Raw genomic sequence first — 16,768 nt, 5'->3', positions numbered from 1 at the left:
AAACACTGATTTTAACTATTGGTTGACCGTAACGGCATCGCCTTGGTTCCAATTTTTTACTTGTGCTACGCGGTTATCTGAATAATCCACCTCGCTCAATTCATCATTTTGCCAGAAAAACCATTTTCCGGTCTTTACGCCATTGTCGTATTGACCAGTGGCAATTTTTTTACCTTCAACATTGAACATTACCCAGTCACCATGTAACTTTCCGTTCAACATATAACCGGTTTGGGCAATTTCGCCGTTGTCATGAAAATAAGTGGCTTTCACCATTTTTCCCATTTTCTCAAAGGTCGGTTCAGTATCTTGAGCAGACACCCCAACCACAAACATCACCGCCAAAAATAATACTGCTTTTTTCATATTGTATGGGATTTAATATTGTTAATACCTAATTGATAACGTAACAAAGATACTTAAATTTTACATTAATAACACATTTAAGTAACATTTAGTTTACATTAAGTTAACATTAAAAATCTATGTTACTGTATTTCAGTATGTTAAATGTATTGTGAAACTCACTTCTGAAGATATTTTACCCGACTTTTTAACCATTAATCGTATCAAAAGCCACTATTATGTAATCTTAATGTTAATTTAAAGTTACGTAATTATTTGTTACCAACACTCATTACCCACCTAAAAGCGTCCAAAACAGAAAAAAGGCATATCCCCTAAAAATTACACACATTCCTATTAAATTTGCGCTCTCATAACAAGCAGTATGTACAGAAGCAATACTTGTGGTGCCCTCAGGGCATCGGACATTGGAACAGAGGTGGTTTTAAGTGGATGGGTGCACAAGCTACGTGACAAAGGTTTTGTGGCCTGGGTGGACCTTCGGGACCGCTATGGCATTACCCAATTGGTCTTTGATGAGGAGCGCACCTCCAAAGAGCTTCTGGACAAAGCCAGGGAACTGGGTCGTGAAACCGTGATACAAGCCAAGGGCGAAGTGATCGAGCGCGCTTCCAAAAACCCCAATATTCCAACCGGGGAGATTGAAGTATTAGTGAAAGAGCTTACTATACTGAATACCTCTTTGCTCCCTCCTTTTACCATAGAAGATGAAACCGATGGTGGCGAGGACATCCGCATGAAGTATCGCTATTTGGATATCCGCAGGAATCCAGTTAAAAACAAACTGATTTTTCGCCATAAAGTGACCATGGAGGTCAGGAAATACCTGTCCGACCAAGGCTTTATTGATATTGAAACCCCTTATTTGATCAAATCCACACCCGAAGGCGCAAGGGATTTTCTGGTGCCCAGCCGTATGAACGAGGGACAGTTTTATGCCTTGCCCCAGTCGCCACAAACCTTCAAGCAACTGTTGATGGTAGGCGGTATGGACAAGTATTTTCAAATTGTGAAATGCTTTAGGGACGAAGACCTCCGTGCCGATCGCCAACCAGAGTTCACGCAAATCGACTGTGAAATGGCCTTTGTGGAACAGGAAGACATCCTCAATACTTTTGAGGGCTTGACCAAGCATCTGTTAAAGGAAATCAAAGGTGTTGACGTAGCAGATTTTCCCAGAATGACCTATGACGATGCGATGCGACTATACGGTAACGACAAACCGGACATTCGTTTTGGAATGCAGTTTGGCGAACTCAACCCAGTAGCGCAGCACAAAGATTTTAATGTATTCAACTCGGCCGAACTGGTAGTTGGGATTGCCGTTCCAGGTGCCGCCTCCTACACAAGAAAGGAAATAGACGGCCTCATCGACTGGGTAAAACGCCCACAAGTGGGAGCCAAAGGGATGGTCTACGTAAAATGTAATGAAGACGGCACCTACAAATCTTCCGTGGACAAGTTCTATGATCAGGATGATTTGGCCCAATGGGCCGAGGCAACAGGGGCAAAAGCCGGCGACCTTATCTGTGTACTTTCGGGCAACACCCATGAAACACGCACCCAATTAAGTGCGCTTCGTATGGAATTGGCCACACGCTTGGGCCTTAGAAAACCAGATGAGTTTGCTCCGCTTTGGGTAGTGGACTTTCCATTATTGGAACTGGACGAAGAAACAGGAAAGTACCATGCCATGCACCATCCTTTCACCTCACCAAAACCCGGTCAGTTGGAATTGTTGGACACCAATCCCGGAGAGGTTAAGGCGAACGCCTACGACTTGGTACTGAACGGAAACGAAATTGGAGGTGGTTCCATCCGTATCTATGATAAGGAAACCCAAGCCACCATGTTCAAACATTTGGGCTTTACCCCAGAAGAGGCCAAGGCGCAGTTTGGATTCTTGATGGATGCCTTCCAGTACGGTGCCCCCCCACACGGAGGTATTGCTTTTGGTCTGGACCGATTGGTTGCCATTTTGGGCGGACAAGAAACCATCAGGGACTATATTGCCTTCCCAAAAAACAACAGCGGACGCGATGTCATGATCGATGCGCCAGCCAACATAGACGACGAGCAATTAAAGGAACTCCATTTAAAATTGGACTTGTGATATATCAAAATCCCGCTCACTGCGGGATTTTTTAATACTTTTATTAGTAGTATATACCTCAATGCCCTATAGTAACAAAAAACTGTTTACCCGATTTCTTAAATGGCGATATAGAAACATCTCCAACAGGACCTTTATTCAATTGATGAGCCTGATGGTGGGTTTCCTCGCTGGAGCCGTTGCGGTGACCTTAAAAAACACCACCTATTTTATAGAGTCCCTTCTAAAGAAGGGAATTGTGTTCTCCGAAAACCAGCTATATTTCATATTGCCTACCATTGGGCTTACCTTGGTGTACCTCTATGTCAAATTTGTACACAAGGAACCGCTACAGCATGCCGTTTCATCCATCATATTTTCACTATCCAAGAAACGGGGATTGCTTCGGATAAAGGACATCTATACACCTTTGATAACCGCTCCCCTTACCGTTGGATTTGGTGGTTCGGTAGGTTTGTTGGGGCCGGCTGTCAAATCAGGTTCGGCGGTGAGTTCCAACTTGAGCAGGCTTTTTCATATTGATGCCAAAACCCGGACCTTATTGGTGGCCTGTGCCTCGGCCGGGGCCATAGCCTCTATTTTTCAATCGCCCATTGCTGCCATCATATTTGCAGTGGAAGTGTTTACGCTGGACCTCACGATGCTGTCCATGCTGCCCCTGCTGCTTGCCTCTATTTCGGGTGTGTTGACATCCTACTTTTTTCTGGGCAACGAGGTACTGTTCAGTTTTTCCCTCTCCGAAGGCTTCCAACTGAACGATACTCCCTTTTATATTCTGTTGGGTGTGGGGACTGGTTTTGCCTCCATCTATTTCACCAAAATGTACTTTTACATCTTGTCCCTTTTCAAAAAACTGAAAAGCCCCAAATACAAACTATTGGTCGGAGGCATTACCATCGGGGTTATGCTTTATGCCATTCCTCCACTTTATGGTGAAGGTTTTGGCTTTATCAACAATCTCTTGGATGGAGACCATCTCAAGGCTTTGGGCACCACCCCTTTTGATGCCTATACCAATAATATTTGGGTAGTGATCGCCCTTCTGTTCGGCATTACTATTTTTAAGGCTATCGCCATGACGACTACCATTGGTGCCGGTGGTGCCGGAGGGGTTTTTATTCCTACCATGGTCATGGGCAGTGCACTGGGCAACGTCGTGGCCAAGGTAATCAATAATTTAGGCCTAGGTTTCTCGGTTTCGGAAAGCAACTTCACCCTAATTGGCATGTCGGGGCTCATCGCTGGGGTGATCCACGCACCATTGACGGCCATATTCCTTATTGCGGAAATTACGGGAGGGTATCAGCTTTTTGTGCCCTTGATGATTACTGCTGCCATTTCATATTTGATCACCAAGAACGCGCTCGACTATACCATTTACACCAAAGAACTCGCCAAAATAGGTGCCTTATTGTCACACAATAAAGACCAAATGGTCCTTGGGCTGATGGAAATGGACGATGTGATCGAAAAAAACTTTAAGCCCGTCCACCCTAAAATGTCTTTGGGGGAAATGCTGCACCAATCGGTTTCCAAGTCCAAAAGAAACCTGTTCCCCGTGCTGGACGATGACAAAAAGCTCATCGGAATCATCGTGTTGGACGACATTCGCCCCATGATGTTCGATACGGAGCTCTACGATACCATTTTTGTTAAAAATTTGATGCATGCCCCGCCAGAGGTTATCTTTTACGAGACGGACAATATGAAACAGGTGATGAAAAAGTTTCAGGACAGTGGCGCCTGGAATTTGCCCGTCATCAAAAAAGGAAAATACGAAGGCTTCATTTCAAAATCGAAAATGTTGACGGCCTATCGCAGAAAATTGATCAATTATTCCCAATGAAAATCAGACTGAAACATATCATATTTATCATTATGCTGTTATCCTTAGGCTCCATAGGCTATGGGCTTACGTTGGAAGACAAGCACCCCCAAGCACCCAAGTACATCGGTGGGGGAACCGTTGGACTTTTTTTGGTGGCCATGCCACTTTTTCTTTGGAAGGAAAGTAGGTTTAAAAACATGAAAGATTACATGTTAACCAAGGAAAATATTATAAAAATGCAAGAAAAAGAACGTAAAAACACTGAAAATCAATAATTTTCATAAGATTTAAACTTCTTTTCATCCAATCAGTCATAAAAAAAACTACTTTCGTGTTTTAACATTTTATTTATTTTTTAATGACTGGTACAGTAAAATTTTTCAATGATTCCAAAGGGTATGGATTCATTACAAACGACGACACAGGAAAAGACATCTTTGTTCATGTTACAGCATTGAACGGGGTGGAATTGAACGAAGGCGACAAAGTAGAATACACAGAAGAAGAAGGAAGAAAAGGAGTGGTTGCTGCAAAAGTGCAGGTAATCGGATAATAATATTTTATTTTGATTTGATTTAGAAACCCCGGCAGTGCTGGGGTTTTTTATTTAGTTTAGGTTCCTGCGCTGGATAAAAAACCGTTTTAACAGCTCGGAGGCTTCCTTTTCCAGTATCCCCCCGACCACCTCAGTTTTGGGATGCAGATGTCCACCCATCACATTGAAGCCCCTTTCCAGGTCTGATGCTCCATACACCACCTTTGATATTTGGCTCCAGTACAAGGCCCCTGCGCACATTTGGCAGGGTTCCAAGGTCACATACAAGGTGCAGCCCTGAAGGTATTTACCGCCCAAAAAATTGGACGCAGCGGTAATGGCCTGCATTTCTGCATGTGCGGTAACATCCTTTAGGCGTTCCGTAAGGTTGTGCGCCCTACCTATGATTCTATTGTTCACCACAATGACCGCCCCGACCGGCACTTCCCCCCGTTCAAAGGCCATCTCGGCCTCCTGAAGGGCCTTCTTCATAAAATAGGTGTCGTCAAACGGGTTTTCCACAATTTTTACATCAATTTCATCAGATTGCTAAGCTACACATAAAATAATTTTGGGGAGAATCGATACTTTTGTTTTTTATTCATTGGAAAGGTTATTACCACATATCGACTCCCCTAGCGACCTCAAAAAATTGACCTTGGACGAGCTGCCCCAACTTGCCCAAGAACTGAGGGAGTTCATTATTGACATTGTTTCGACCAAGGAAGGACATTTGGGGGCCAGTTTGGGCGTTGTGGAACTCACCATTGCCCTGCACTACGTATTCAATGCCCCTCACGATAAGCTTATTTGGGATGTGGGCCATCAAGCCTACGGGCATAAAATATTGACGGGTCGAAAGGAAATTTTTGAAACCAATCGCCAATTGGGCGGTATTAGCGGTTTCCCAAAACGCAGCGAAAGTGAGTACGATGACTTTGGAACCGGTCACAGTTCCACAGCCATCTCCGCCATTTTGGGAATGGCCATGGCCTCCAAACTAAAAGGCGACCATTCCAAACAGCATATTGCCGTGGTCGGCGATGCATCCATTGCCAGTGGCATGGCCTTCGAGGGTCTCAACCATCTCGGGGTGACCGATGTTAATGCATTGATCGTGTTGAATGACAATGCCATCGGAATTGACCCCAGCGTGGGTGCGCTCAAAAAATACCTTACCAATGTAAAGGCCGGTACCGCCAAGGACGAAAATATTTTTGAGTGCCTCAATCTCAACTATTCCGGGCCCATTGATGGCCATGACCTAAAAAAACTGGTCGATGAACTGGAACGATTGAAACAGCTCGATGGTCCCAAACTGCTGCACATCATCACCACAAAGGGAAAGGGGCTCAAACAGGCCGAGGAGGACCAAGTAGTATACCACGCCCCGGGCAAGTTTGACAAAATCACCGGGGAACGATTGCCAAAATCAGGCGAATCACAACCCCCAAAATACCAAGATGTTTTTGGGCATACCTTGGTAGAACTGGCTGAAAAGAACCCAAATATTGTGGGAATCACCCCCGCAATGCCCAGCGGCAGTTCTTTAAAGCTTATGATGGATAAAATGCCTGAACGCGCTTTCGACGTGGGCATTGCCGAGCAGCACGCCGTCACCCTGGCTGCGGGTATGGCGACGCAGGGATTGGTTCCATTTTGCAATGTGTACTCTACTTTTTTGCAAAGGGCGTATGATCAGGTTATTCACGATGTAGCCCTACAAAAGCTTCCCGTAATTTTCTGTCTGGACCGAGCGGGACTGGTAGGCCAGGATGGCCCCACGCACCATGGTGTTTTTGATATCGCTTTTTTGCGCTGCATTCCCAACCTTATCCTATTTGCACCTATGAACGAAATGGAGCTCCGGAACATTATGTACACCGCCCAATGGGGCCTTGACCTTCCCATCGCCATCCGATACCCAAGAGGGCGGGGCGTAAACTTGGATTGGAAAAACAAGTTTGAACAAATTGAAATAGGAACCGCGCGTTGTCTTAAGAAAGGAAGTAAGCTAGCTATCCTAACCGTGGGGCATGTGGGCAATACCGTTACCGAAATCATATCAAAACTGGATGGGCAGGAAAAAGTTGGGCACTACGATATGCGCTTTGTAAAGCCGTTGGACAAAAAAACGCTCCGTACCATTTTTAGTACCTATGACCAAATTATCACGGTGGAAGACGGGACGATAATGGGTGGCTTTGGATCTTCCGTTTTGGAGTTTGCGAACGAAGTCGGAGCATCCATCCCTATTTCCATTTTTGGGGTTCCCGATGTTTTTATCGAACATGGGGAAATGACGGAGACCCATCAACTTGCTGGTATAGATTTTGATACCTTATTTTCACACATACAATCAACCTTAAACCAATGCGATTAACTTGCTTTTTCATTCTTTTCCTTACTGTTTTCCTATCTACCCATGCACAGGTAACGCGCATCAAAGCTTTTGAGATTGACAGTACGGAGTCTGGTTTTCAAATTGTTCGTATCAAAGATGTTAAACTAAAGTACCTTACCCGTAGCGCCAAGCTTACTGATCCACGTACCGTACTGAACAGGATCAAACCGTTACGAGTGTGGTACAACCGATTCAAACCTACCTCCTTTTGGAAAAAGGTGAACAAATTTGGGCTCAACATCAGCGAAGTGGCCTTTGTAAACTGGAACGCGGGGGGCGACAATTCGGTGACGGCCTTGGCAAGTGCCGATTTTGCCCGAAATTACAAGTTCAGGTATTTGAGTTGGAACAGTGAGGCACAATTTCGTTACGGCATAAACGCACAAGAAGGGAGAAAGTTGCGAAAAACGGACGACCAGATTCGGATGGCCTCTACCTTAAGTTTTAGAAAGGATACCATCACCAACTGGTACTATTCGGTGAGGGCCAATATTAGGACCCAATTCTCCAATGGTTACAAGTATCCCGACCGTGACAACCCCATTTCAAGGTTTATGGCTCCGGGATATCTTTTTGTGGGTATGGGTTCCTCCTACTTGCCTCCAAAGGATAAGTTTACCTTGTACATTTCGCCCGCCACCATGAAATCGACCTTTGTTTTGGACGAAACGCTTTCCGAACAGGGCGCCTTTGGTGTTGAAAAAGGTAAAAACCTCTTCTTGGAACTTGGTTTTTTGATTACCAATACTTGGGAAACCGAGGTAGGCCAAAATGTGCTGATGAGCCATCGACTGAATCTCTACACCGATTACATCCGGAGTTTTGGTAACATTGATGTGGATTGGGAACTGAATTTTAACCTAAAGGTCAATGAATATCTCAACGCCAATATCGGAACCCATATCATTTTTGATGACGACATTAAATTTAATGAGGAAATTGCGGAGGATGGGACCATCATAGACCCTGGGATTGCCCGAATACAGTTTAAACAGCTGTTGGGGGTAGGATTGCTCTATTCCTTTTAAACCTTGCGGCCGGTCAATTTATCGTGGATGTGCACAGCGGCACTGTCCGACAGACTGGCCACAAAGCAACTGGTATCCAACAATATTTTATAAATGGAGGTCGAGGTGTTCCTGTAGCTTTCAGGTAGACTTTTAATGAGCAATCGATCGTAATTCGTATCCTCACCTTTCTTGATATGGATCAATGCCGTAGTGTACATGTCCAATAGGTCCGAAATGATTCGGTAGCCTGCCAATTCCTTATCGATAACCTCTGTGGATTGATAGATCTTCTCCACGCTCAACTTGATGATATCGTCCACCTGTGCAGTATATTTTCCTTTATCAAGCAAAGAAGTATTGAACTCCCCCTTAAGGATCTTTTCTTCATGCTGAACAAAAACATCCACGGCATCCCCTATCAAGGTACTAATGGCCAGAGCCCTCAAATAGCTCAATCGGTCACTGGAAGTGGTCATGGCATTGTACTTTTTGGTGTTGATGTTGTCCTTCACCAAATTGATCAGGTATTCCAAGGCATACTCCTCGGGAATCAATTCAAGGTTGATGCCATCCTCAAAATCGATAATAGTGTAGCAGATATCGTCCGCAGCTTCGACCAAATAGGTAAGCGGATGCCTTAAAAATCCCGTTTCAGGATGCGAGGGATTCGGCAAAAGGCCAAGTTCCTCTACAAGTTCATTGAAAAAGGCTTTCTCGGATTGAAAGAAACCGAATTTTTTGTCGGCAATGTTCTTGGAAGGCTTTTTGGGCAAAGATCCTTTGGGGTATTTGATAAAAGCGCCCAAGGTACCATAACTTAGTCGCAGACCCCCCGGAACCCCTTCCCGTGACTCGGTGAGCAGTTTAAACCCGTTGGCGTTCCCTTCAAAATCGATAAGGTCTTGATATTCCTCCGGCGTCAGGATATCCTCATAAAACTTTCCCGGTCCTTGTTTAAAGTAATTGCCAATGGCCTTCTCCCCACTGTGCCCAAAAGGAGGGTTGCCAATATCGTGGGCCAGCGCTGCTGCGGCAACAATGGCTCCAAAATCGTTGAAATGGTGCCCGTGAACTTCGGCCAAAAACGGATATTTGTTCAATACTTTTTGTCCAGCGATACGACCAAGGCTACGGCCCACTACGGAAACCTCTAAACTATGCGTTAAACGGGTATGGACGAAATTCTTTTGGGATCCCACGGCGATGGGCATGGGAAACACCTGTGTTTTGTCCTGCAGACTTCTAAAGGCAGATGAAAAAATAATGCGGTCGTAATCCACTTCAAACCCTAGGCGGGTCTCGTTTTGTTCCTTTCGCAGACGTTTTCCTGTATCCCCGTGTCGTTTTAAAGAGAGTAGCTGCTCCCAGTTCATTGGCCAGTAATTTGCAACGAAGATATGGCAAAACGGGAACCTATGTCCAACACTGGGAAAATATTGATATTTTTAGTTCCGTATTTGGTAACATTTTGTTAACCTGATTGCCGATTTATAGTATCATTTTTGTCATATTTCTGAAAGAATGGGGGAGAATATTTACATTTTCATGGTTGTGGCTCTTGGCATTTTGGCCATTACCGATTTGGTTGTAGGAGTAAGCAACGATGCGGTCAATTTTTTGAACTCGGCCATTGGGTCAAAAGCAATTTCGTTTAGGACCATAATGATTGTGGCCAGCGTTGGTATAGCGTTTGGGGCCATATCGTCCAGTGGAATGATGGAGGTCGCCCGAAAGGGAATCTTTAATCCCGGTGAGTTTGTTTTCGAGGAAATCATGTTCATATTCATGGCCGTAATGATTACGGACATTCTATTGCTCGATTTCTTCAATACTTTGGGCATGCCCACCTCTACCACCGTTTCCATTGTTTTTGAGCTTTTGGGGGCATCTGTGGCCATATCCTTGATTAAAATCGCCGAAACCCAAGGCGGTGTTTCCGATCTTGTGACTTACATCAATACGGATAAGGCGGCTGAAATCATATTTGGCATTCTCCTTTCTGTTTTTATTGCCTTTTCCATTGGAGCTTTCGTACAATTTATATCTAGGGCATTGATTTCTTTCAATTTCAAAAAGAAATCCAAATGGGTAGAAGCCATTTTTGGTGGTTTGGCCATTACCGCCATTGTATATTTTATACTGGTGAAAGGTTTGAAGAGTGCAGCACTTTTCGATGGAGCCCTATCAGAATTTGTTGCCACCCAACCTCAAACCTTTTTGGCAGGTAATTTTGTGTTCTGGACCTTGATTTCTTTCATTACCGCCAGTCTTTTCAAGTGGAATATTTATCGCATCGTTATCGGTTTTGGAACCTTTGCACTGGCAATGGCCTTTGCGGGGAACGATTTGGTCAACTTTATCGGGGTCCCTATTGCCGCATTGCAATCCTACCAAGATTGGCAAGCTTCCGGCATTGATCCAACTCAATTCAATATGAAAGGGTTGTCCGCTGCCGTCCAAACGCCCACCATGCTGTTGTTGCTCTCTGGAGCGGTAATGATTATCACCCTCTGGTTTTCTTCCAAGGCAAAGGGTGTTGTTAAAACCAGTGTAGATTTGGCACGACAAGACGAGGGGGACGAACGTTTCCAGCCTAATTATCTTTCGCGACAAATCGTTAAGTTCAGTATTGCTGCATTTGATAATGTTTCCAAGGTGGTTCCCAATTCGATTCAATCTAGAATTGACAAGCAGTTTGTGCTCCCCAAAACATATGTGCCCAAAAGCAAGACTCAGGAACAACCGGCTTTTGACATGGTAAGGGCATCCGTAAACCTTATGGTTGCCAGTGTGCTCATTTCCATTGCCACTTCCATGAAACTACCATTGTCCACAACTTATGTCACCTTTATGGTGGCCATGGGTACTTCTTTGGCCGATAGGGCGTGGGGAGCGGAAAGTGCCGTGTACAGGGTTGCAGGAGTACTCAACGTCATCGGCGGTTGGTTCTTTACAGCGCTAAGCGCCTTTGTAGCAGCAGCCATAATAGCCTATCTGCTTTTTGTTGGTAAATTCATATCCCTTGTTTTGATGCTAGTGGCCGCAGCAGCCATTTTATTGCGTAATTATATCTCCCACAACAAAAAAACTAAGGAAATTAAGGCGGAAGACAGTCTGCGTAGGGCAGAGAGCAGTTCCATACAGGGAGTGATCGAAGAGACCGCTGCCAATATTGCCAATGTGGTCAAACGAAGCAATCGAATTTACTCCAACTGTATCCAAGGATTGTCCAAACACGACCTTGACTTTTTGAAGAAGAATAAAAAGCAAAGTAAAAAATTGGCCAATGAAATCGATGGTCTGCGAAATGACACCTTCTATTTTATTAAAAATCTGGACGAGGCCCATGTAGGAGCCAGTAACTTCTACATCAACATTATGGGACACCTTACCGATATGTCCCAATCCTTGGAATATATTGGAAAGGTGAGTTATGACCACGTGAACAACAATCACAAAAAGCTTAAGTACAACCAAATCAAGGAGCTTAAGGAAATAGACAGCTCTTTGGAGAAAGCTTTTAACAGTACCCAGAAGGCTTTTGAAGATCGCTCCTTTGAACAGATAGGCAGTGTTCTTAAGTCTAAGGAGAAACTCTATGCGATGGTTTCCCAAAAAATCAATCAGCAGGTTTCCCGAACCAGAACCGAGGAATCCAGCCCTAAGAACACTACCCTTTATTTCTCCATTTTATTGGAGAGCAAGGATTTGATTACCGCCATGATGAATCTTTTGGAGCAATACTACGCGGAACACGACAGTTCCGTTTCCCCTGCCACCATCGAGAAGAAATAAAAAGCGGTATCTTTCATCCACATAATTTAGTTGTGATGAAAAAATACGGTTTTATATGGGCTTGCCTTGGCCTGTTATCATTTGTCTCTGGACATTCCCAATCCATATCTGCGGAACAGGTTCTGGAAAAGGCCATAGCCTTTCACGACCCAAATGGGAAATGGGACCAATTAAAAACATCCTTTAAAGTGGTTATGGAAACTCCAAACCGCCCAAAACGAACCAGCACCATTCAGGTCGATTTTCCAAAACAGCTTTTTATGTTAACCGTGGAGCAAGGCGAAAACACCTCTTTTTTCAACATTACCCCCAACTCATGCGTCATCACCTTAAACGATAGCGAAGATTTTTCGGAAGAGGACAAAGAAAAAATGAGATTGACCTGCGAACGTGGCAATTTTATGAAAGACTACTACACATATCTGTACGGTTTGCCCATGAAATTGAACGACCCGGGCACTCATTTGGACCCTAAGGTTCAAAAGAAGACTTTTAAGGGCAAGGAATATCTTGTTGTAAAAGCGACCTACGATGCCGAAGTTGGAAAGGATACTTGGTACTTTTATTTTGACCCCGCCTCCTACGCTATGGAAGTATATCAGTTTTACCATGAGGAGTCCAAAAACGATGGGGAATACATCCTATTGGATGGTTTGGAAGAAATCGAAGGCATCAAAATGCCCAAAACAAGAGCTTGGTACACGAATAAAGAGGAAAAGTACTTGGGGACTGATACGCTATTCAAATTATAAGCGCATGAAACATATTTTATTGGTTGGAATAGTGGGTTTTTGTAGTATCGGTCTATTCGGCCAAACTAAGGAGAAGGATTGGATGTTAGGACCCTTTAGTCGGCCTGAAAATGCAAGACCTATTCTACAAAAGGATAGCTCTTCAACTTTCCTGGATCCCATATCACAGGAAACCGTGCATTGGGAGTCCATGGCCACGTTTAATCCAGCTGCCATTGCGGAGGGAGATTCCATATACGTGCTGTATAGGGCGGAAGAAAAATTGGGGGAGAAAGAAATAGGAGGTCACCGCTCTCGCATTGGCATGGCCGTTTCTACAAACGGAATTGATTTTACCAAAAGGCCCCAACCTGTTATTTACCCTGACCAAGATCATCAAAAGATCCATGAATGGCCCGGCGGAGTAGAAGACCCACGAATTGTGGAAACGGAAGATGGGCTTTACGTGCTCACCTACACCCAATGGAATAGGCAAGTGCCGAAACTGGCCGTGGCGACCTCACAGGATATGGTAAATTGGGAAAAACATGGGCCCGTATTTCAAAAATATAAGGATGGAAGTTATCACGATTCCGAGACCAAATCCGGAGCTATTGTGACCCAAATCAAGGATGGGAAATTAGTAGCGGCCAAAATCAATGGTAAATACTGGATGTACTACGGAGTGCCCCATATATGGCTCGCCAGCTCCGATAATTTGATTGATTGGGTACCTGTGGAAACCTACGAAGGCAAGTTGGCGCCCGTTTTAAGCCCAAGACCGGGCTATTTCGATTCATGGTTGGTAGAGGCGGGACCGCCTCCGATACTAACGGATAAGGGAATTGTAGTGCTTTACAATGCAGGTAATTCACAAAATATTGGGGTCAAAGCATTGGGCAATCGAGTGTATACTGGCGGACAAGCCCTTTTCGATTCCAACGAACCTTGGAAATTGATCGATCGCACCAACACACCCTTCATTCAACCTGAATTGCCCTTTGAAAAATCGGGGCAATACAAAGATGGAACGACCTTTTTGGAGGGTTTGGTCCTTTTCCACGGGACGTGGTATCTGTATTACGGTACTGCCGATAGTATGGTAGGCGTTGTTACCGGTAAGCAGTAAACTATCTATAAAAATTCATCTCATCCATATATTTCCATACCGATTCGGGCAGCAGGGGACGTATGTTCTTTCCAGCCTTGTGCGCTTTTCGAATAAATGTCGATGATATTTCCATGATAGGGGCGTCTACTTTTATAATCTTCGGATGGCCCTCAAACTGATGCTCTATTTTTCCTTCGGAAATTCTTGGATACACATGTATGGAATAGTGCTCTAAGATAGCCTCGTAGTTCTTCCATTTATGCAGGCCTTTTAAGTTGTCTTCCCCCATAATGAGCGAAAATTGATGGTCATCGCCATACTTTTCATCCAAATGGACCAAGGTGTTGGTGGTATAGTTGGGCTGTGGAAGGTCGAACTCGATTTTACTGGGCTTTAATTTGGGATAATCATGTACCGCTTCGTACACCATTTGATATCGATGGTTGTTGTCCAAAAGCGATTGCTTCACCTTAAATGGACTTTGTGGTGTGATGACGAACCAAACCTCATCCAGATCGGAAAACTCCACCAAATGGTTCGCAATCACCAAATGGCCTATATGTATGGGGTTAAATGTCCCAAAAAAGAGGCCTACCTGCTTCATCGCCTAGTTGTCTTTAGAAGGAATCTCGACCCCTAAAAAATCGGCGACCAATTTATGGGCCTCATCCAGTGCAACATCGAGATCATAGTTCTTGATGATCTTATCAAATTGTGGGGCCGTGGCCAGCTCAACGGAAGCTTTGGCTATTCTCATGTTTATCTTATCGTCGCTTTCGGTGCTTCTTTTTTTCAGTCTGATTTTTAGTTCGTCCACACTGGGTGGTTTCACAAAAACGGCCAAGGTTTTATCCGGAAACTTCTTTTTGATGCGCAATCCACCGGAAACATCGATATCAAAGATGACATTCTTCCCTTCTGCCCAAAGACGCTCCACCTCGCTTTTTAGGGTACCGTAAAAATTATCGCGGTACACCTCTTCCCATTCCAAAAAGTCACCATCCTTGATGTGTCGTTTAAATTGGGAAACAGACATAAAATAATAGTTGACCCCGTTTTTTTCCTTGCCCCTACGCGGACGTGAGGTGGCCGATATGGAAAAGGCCAGGTTCAGTTCGGGCTGGTCCAGCAAATGGCGTACAATGGTGGTCTTGCCACTTCCCGAAGGTGCCGAGAAAATAATAAGTTTACCGCCTTCCGTCATAGCACATTGAGCATTTGTTCCTTTATTTTTTCCAATTCATCCTTCATCTGCACCACCAACTGCTGCATGGGAGCATAATTCGCTTTGGATCCAATGGTGTTAATCTCCCTCCCGATTTCCTGAGAAATGAATCCCAATTTTTTTCCGTTGGATTCCTTCGAATTCAGTGTGGTCTCAAAATACTTGAGGTGATTGGCCAAACGGACTTTTTCTTCCGTGATGTCGTATTTCTCCAGATAATAGATGAGTTCTTGTTCAAACCGGTTGGCATCCAATTCTACCTTTAGGTCGGCAACTGCTTTTTCCAAGCGTTCGCGCACTGTTCCCAAGCGTTCGGGATCCATCGCTTTAACCGCTTCCAACAGTTCATTTAGGTTCTTCAGCCTGTTTACAAAATCCTCTTCCAACACCTTTCCCTCTTCATTTCTGAACTCCACAATGTTGGAAAGTGCTTCATTCATCGCTTCAACAATCGATTTATATTCTTCTTCGTCGATAGCATCTTTTTCGGTTTTGAGGGTATCGGGCATACGCAGGGCCATTTCCAATAGCTTGATTTCGTCGCCTTTCACAATCTTGGAAAGTTGGTCCATGTAGTTTTTGACCACTCCTTGATTCACCTCTGCCGTGGTTTCCTCCCCGGTAATCTCAACATACAGGTTAAAATCCACCTTTCCCCGTACCAATGCAGCTGCGATCATTTTACGCAATTCCAGTTCCTTTTCCCGGTAAAACTGGGGGAGTCTGGCATTGATGTCCAGATTTTTGCTGTTGAGCGATTTAAGCTCTATGGTTATTTTTTTGGATGGAAGCTGTAAGATGTGCTTCCCGTAGCCTGTCATGGACTGGATCATATAAATCTGCTAAATTTTGCCAAAGGTAACCAAAATAGGTTTTGGCCCCTTATTGATTATAACCGTCTAAAATGGACCAAGGGAGCTAGTCCAACTCCCTTACCCATATATTTCTGTAGCTTACCCTGCTGTTGTCTCCGTGGTCCTGCAAACGCAGAGGTCCTTTTCCGTGCGGTGGGTTTTTGGGCCATCCAATGTAAGGGGTGGTACCCTTGATCTCCACATGGTCCTGTATCAACACTCCGTTATGAATCACTGTAAGGGTTCCTGATTTTACCTTTTGACCCTTTTCAAATTCGGGAGCATGGTAAATGATGTCATAGGTGTTCCACTCGCCTGAAGGTACCGAAGCCATGGCCAAGGGCACATGTTGCTTGTAAATAGATCCCACCTGCCCGTTCACATAAGTGTCGTTGTTGTTGTTGTCCAACACCTGTACTTCATACAAGTTGTTCAAAAATACCCCGCTATTACCTCTGTTTTGCCCATCACGCTGAACTTCGGCCGGGGATTTCCATTCGATGTGCAACTGTACGCTCCCAAAATTTTGCTTGGTCTGAATATCGCCTGTGCGGTCCTTCACCGTCATGCTTCCATCATCATTCAATATCCATTTTGCCGCCGTGCTGTCTACGGAACTGATCCAATTATCCAAGGAGGTACCATCAAACAGTACAATGGCATCGCTTGGAGGGGCTCCATTTTCACCTGGGGTGACCTTGGGAGGAACAGGTTCGTATATTTCGGTTTCCTCTGGTGTGGTGGGTTCCTTTTCTTGCGCTGTGGTCCATCCGAAAACAAATAGGGCCAATATCAT

General features: G+C 44.6%; 16 protein-coding genes. 9 read left to right on the top strand and 7 right to left on the bottom strand.

What is annotated here, in order from left to right; all coding sequences use genetic code 11:
* Positions 1 to 15 precede the first annotated feature (15 nt).
* A complete protein-coding gene (locus ABNE31_RS03725; RefSeq protein ID WP_127140554.1) occupies positions 16 to 366 on the bottom strand; it encodes a nicotinic acid mononucleotide adenyltransferase in 351 nt (116 codons plus the stop codon).
* A gap of 364 nt (positions 367 to 730) precedes the next feature.
* Between ABNE31_RS03725 and aspS the strand changes: the two genes are divergently transcribed.
* The 4 genes from aspS (at position 731) to ABNE31_RS03705 (ending at position 4,860) form a co-directional block, all read left to right on the top strand.
* On the top strand, positions 731 to 2,479 hold the full coding sequence (gene aspS / locus ABNE31_RS03720) for an aspartate--tRNA ligase (RefSeq protein WP_293281743.1): 1,749 nt from the start codon (positions 731 to 733) through the stop codon (positions 2,477 to 2,479).
* A 61-nt stretch (positions 2,480 to 2,540) separates the two neighbouring features.
* A complete protein-coding gene (locus tag ABNE31_RS03715; protein ID WP_179383403.1) occupies positions 2,541 to 4,325 on the top strand; it encodes a chloride channel protein in 1,785 nt (594 codons plus the stop codon).
* Positions 4,322 to 4,582, top strand: a complete 261-nt coding sequence (locus ABNE31_RS03710; protein ID WP_179383402.1) for a hypothetical protein — start codon at positions 4,322 to 4,324, stop codon at positions 4,580 to 4,582. The genes ABNE31_RS03715 and ABNE31_RS03710 overlap by 4 nt, the downstream gene beginning before the upstream one ends.
* Before the next feature lie 83 nt (positions 4,583 to 4,665).
* Positions 4,666 to 4,860, top strand: coding sequence for a cold shock domain-containing protein (locus ABNE31_RS03705; RefSeq protein ID WP_127140550.1), 195 nt, complete (start codon positions 4,666 to 4,668; stop codon positions 4,858 to 4,860).
* 54 nt (positions 4,861 to 4,914) lie between these two features.
* On the opposite strand, the gene ABNE31_RS03700 is transcribed toward ABNE31_RS03705, so the two are convergent.
* Positions 4,915 to 5,364, bottom strand: coding sequence for a nucleoside deaminase (locus ABNE31_RS03700; protein ID WP_179383401.1), 450 nt, complete (start codon positions 5,362 to 5,364; stop codon positions 4,915 to 4,917).
* Positions 5,365 to 5,446: 82 nt separating this feature from the next.
* Here ABNE31_RS03700 and dxs point away from each other — a divergent pair, with 82 nt between their 5' ends.
* Positions 5,447 to 7,225: a 1-deoxy-D-xylulose-5-phosphate synthase gene (gene dxs, locus ABNE31_RS03695; protein ID WP_349352415.1), complete on the top strand. Its 1,779-nt coding sequence runs from the start codon at positions 5,447 to 5,449 to the stop codon at positions 7,223 to 7,225.
* On the top strand, positions 7,216 to 8,274 hold the full coding sequence (locus ABNE31_RS03690) for a DUF3078 domain-containing protein (protein WP_293287449.1): 1,059 nt from the start codon (positions 7,216 to 7,218) through the stop codon (positions 8,272 to 8,274). The genes dxs and ABNE31_RS03690 overlap by 10 nt, the downstream gene beginning before the upstream one ends.
* Here ABNE31_RS03690 and dgt read toward each other — a convergent pair.
* A complete protein-coding gene (gene dgt, locus ABNE31_RS03685) occupies positions 8,271 to 9,629 on the bottom strand; it encodes a dGTP triphosphohydrolase (RefSeq protein ID WP_349352414.1) in 1,359 nt (452 codons plus the stop codon). The genes ABNE31_RS03690 and dgt overlap by 4 nt on opposite strands.
* Before the next feature lie 148 nt (positions 9,630 to 9,777).
* On the opposite strand from dgt, the gene ABNE31_RS03680 reads away from it, so the two are divergent.
* From ABNE31_RS03680 to ABNE31_RS03670, 3 genes are read left to right on the top strand one after another with little or no spacing between them, the layout of a single operon-like run.
* Complete coding sequence (locus ABNE31_RS03680) at positions 9,778 to 12,051, top strand: inorganic phosphate transporter (RefSeq protein WP_349352413.1); 2,274 nt, start codon at positions 9,778 to 9,780, stop codon at positions 12,049 to 12,051.
* A gap of 35 nt (positions 12,052 to 12,086) precedes the next feature.
* Positions 12,087 to 12,803 carry a DUF6503 family protein gene (locus tag ABNE31_RS03675; protein ID WP_349352412.1) on the top strand — a complete coding sequence of 239 codons (717 nt, stop codon included), beginning with the start codon at positions 12,087 to 12,089 and terminating at the stop codon, positions 12,801 to 12,803.
* A gap of 4 nt (positions 12,804 to 12,807) precedes the next feature.
* On the top strand, positions 12,808 to 13,911 hold the full coding sequence (locus tag ABNE31_RS03670) for a glycoside hydrolase family 130 protein (protein ID WP_349352411.1): 1,104 nt from the start codon (positions 12,808 to 12,810) through the stop codon (positions 13,909 to 13,911).
* 1 nt (position 13,912) lies between these two features.
* Here ABNE31_RS03670 and nadD read toward each other — a convergent pair whose 3' ends face one another.
* From nadD to ABNE31_RS03650, 4 genes are all read right to left on the bottom strand, one after another.
* A complete protein-coding gene (nadD, locus tag ABNE31_RS03665) occupies positions 13,913 to 14,497 on the bottom strand; it encodes a nicotinate (nicotinamide) nucleotide adenylyltransferase (protein WP_349352410.1) in 585 nt (194 codons plus the stop codon).
* 3 nt (positions 14,498 to 14,500) lie between these two features.
* Positions 14,501 to 15,097 carry a guanylate kinase gene (gene gmk / locus ABNE31_RS03660; RefSeq protein WP_179383393.1) on the bottom strand — a complete coding sequence of 199 codons (597 nt, stop codon included), beginning with the start codon at positions 15,095 to 15,097 and terminating at the stop codon, positions 14,501 to 14,503.
* Positions 15,094 to 15,951: a YicC/YloC family endoribonuclease gene (locus ABNE31_RS03655; RefSeq protein WP_349352409.1), complete on the bottom strand. Its 858-nt coding sequence runs from the start codon at positions 15,949 to 15,951 to the stop codon at positions 15,094 to 15,096. Before ABNE31_RS03655 ends, gmk begins: the two co-directional genes overlap by 4 nt.
* 85 nt (positions 15,952 to 16,036) lie before the next feature.
* Positions 16,037 to 16,768 (bottom strand): DUF1080 domain-containing protein, encoded by a 732-nt coding sequence (locus tag ABNE31_RS03650; protein ID WP_257023955.1) that lies wholly within the window; start codon positions 16,766 to 16,768, stop codon positions 16,037 to 16,039.

This window comes from Flagellimonas sp. MMG031 (assembly GCF_040112705.1).
Lineage (GTDB): Bacteria > Bacteroidota > Bacteroidia > Flavobacteriales > Flavobacteriaceae > Flagellimonas.
Note: the sequence above shows the minus strand (reverse complement) of the source record. Positions and strands in the feature narration are given on the sequence as shown.

Coding starts and splice junctions, on each gene's coding strand:
- gmk (WP_179383393.1), bottom strand. CDS start 15,097: ATGACGGAAGGCGGTAAACTTATTATTTTCTCGGCACCTTCGGGAAGT.
- ABNE31_RS03705 (WP_127140550.1), top strand. CDS start 4,666: ATGACTGGTACAGTAAAATTTTTCAATGATTCCAAAGGGTATGGATTC.
- ABNE31_RS03710 (WP_179383402.1), top strand. CDS start 4,322: ATGAAAATCAGACTGAAACATATCATATTTATCATTATGCTGTTATCC.
- ABNE31_RS03670 (WP_349352411.1), top strand. CDS start 12,808: ATGAAACATATTTTATTGGTTGGAATAGTGGGTTTTTGTAGTATCGGT.
- ABNE31_RS03690 (WP_293287449.1), top strand. CDS start 7,216: ATGCGATTAACTTGCTTTTTCATTCTTTTCCTTACTGTTTTCCTATCT.
- ABNE31_RS03725 (WP_127140554.1), bottom strand. CDS start 366: ATGAAAAAAGCAGTATTATTTTTGGCGGTGATGTTTGTGGTTGGGGTG.
- ABNE31_RS03675 (WP_349352412.1), top strand. CDS start 12,087: ATGAAAAAATACGGTTTTATATGGGCTTGCCTTGGCCTGTTATCATTT.
- ABNE31_RS03655 (WP_349352409.1), bottom strand. CDS start 15,951: ATGATCCAGTCCATGACAGGCTACGGGAAGCACATCTTACAGCTTCCA.
- ABNE31_RS03650 (WP_257023955.1), bottom strand. CDS start 16,768: ATGATATTGGCCCTATTTGTTTTCGGATGGACCACAGCGCAAGAAAAG.
- dgt (WP_349352414.1), bottom strand. CDS start 9,629: ATGAACTGGGAGCAGCTACTCTCTTTAAAACGACACGGGGATACAGGA.
- ABNE31_RS03680 (WP_349352413.1), top strand. CDS start 9,778: ATGGGGGAGAATATTTACATTTTCATGGTTGTGGCTCTTGGCATTTTG.
- aspS (WP_293281743.1), top strand. CDS start 731: ATGTACAGAAGCAATACTTGTGGTGCCCTCAGGGCATCGGACATTGGA.
- nadD (WP_349352410.1), bottom strand. CDS start 14,497: ATGAAGCAGGTAGGCCTCTTTTTTGGGACATTTAACCCCATACATATA.
- ABNE31_RS03715 (WP_179383403.1), top strand. CDS start 2,541: ATGCCCTATAGTAACAAAAAACTGTTTACCCGATTTCTTAAATGGCGA.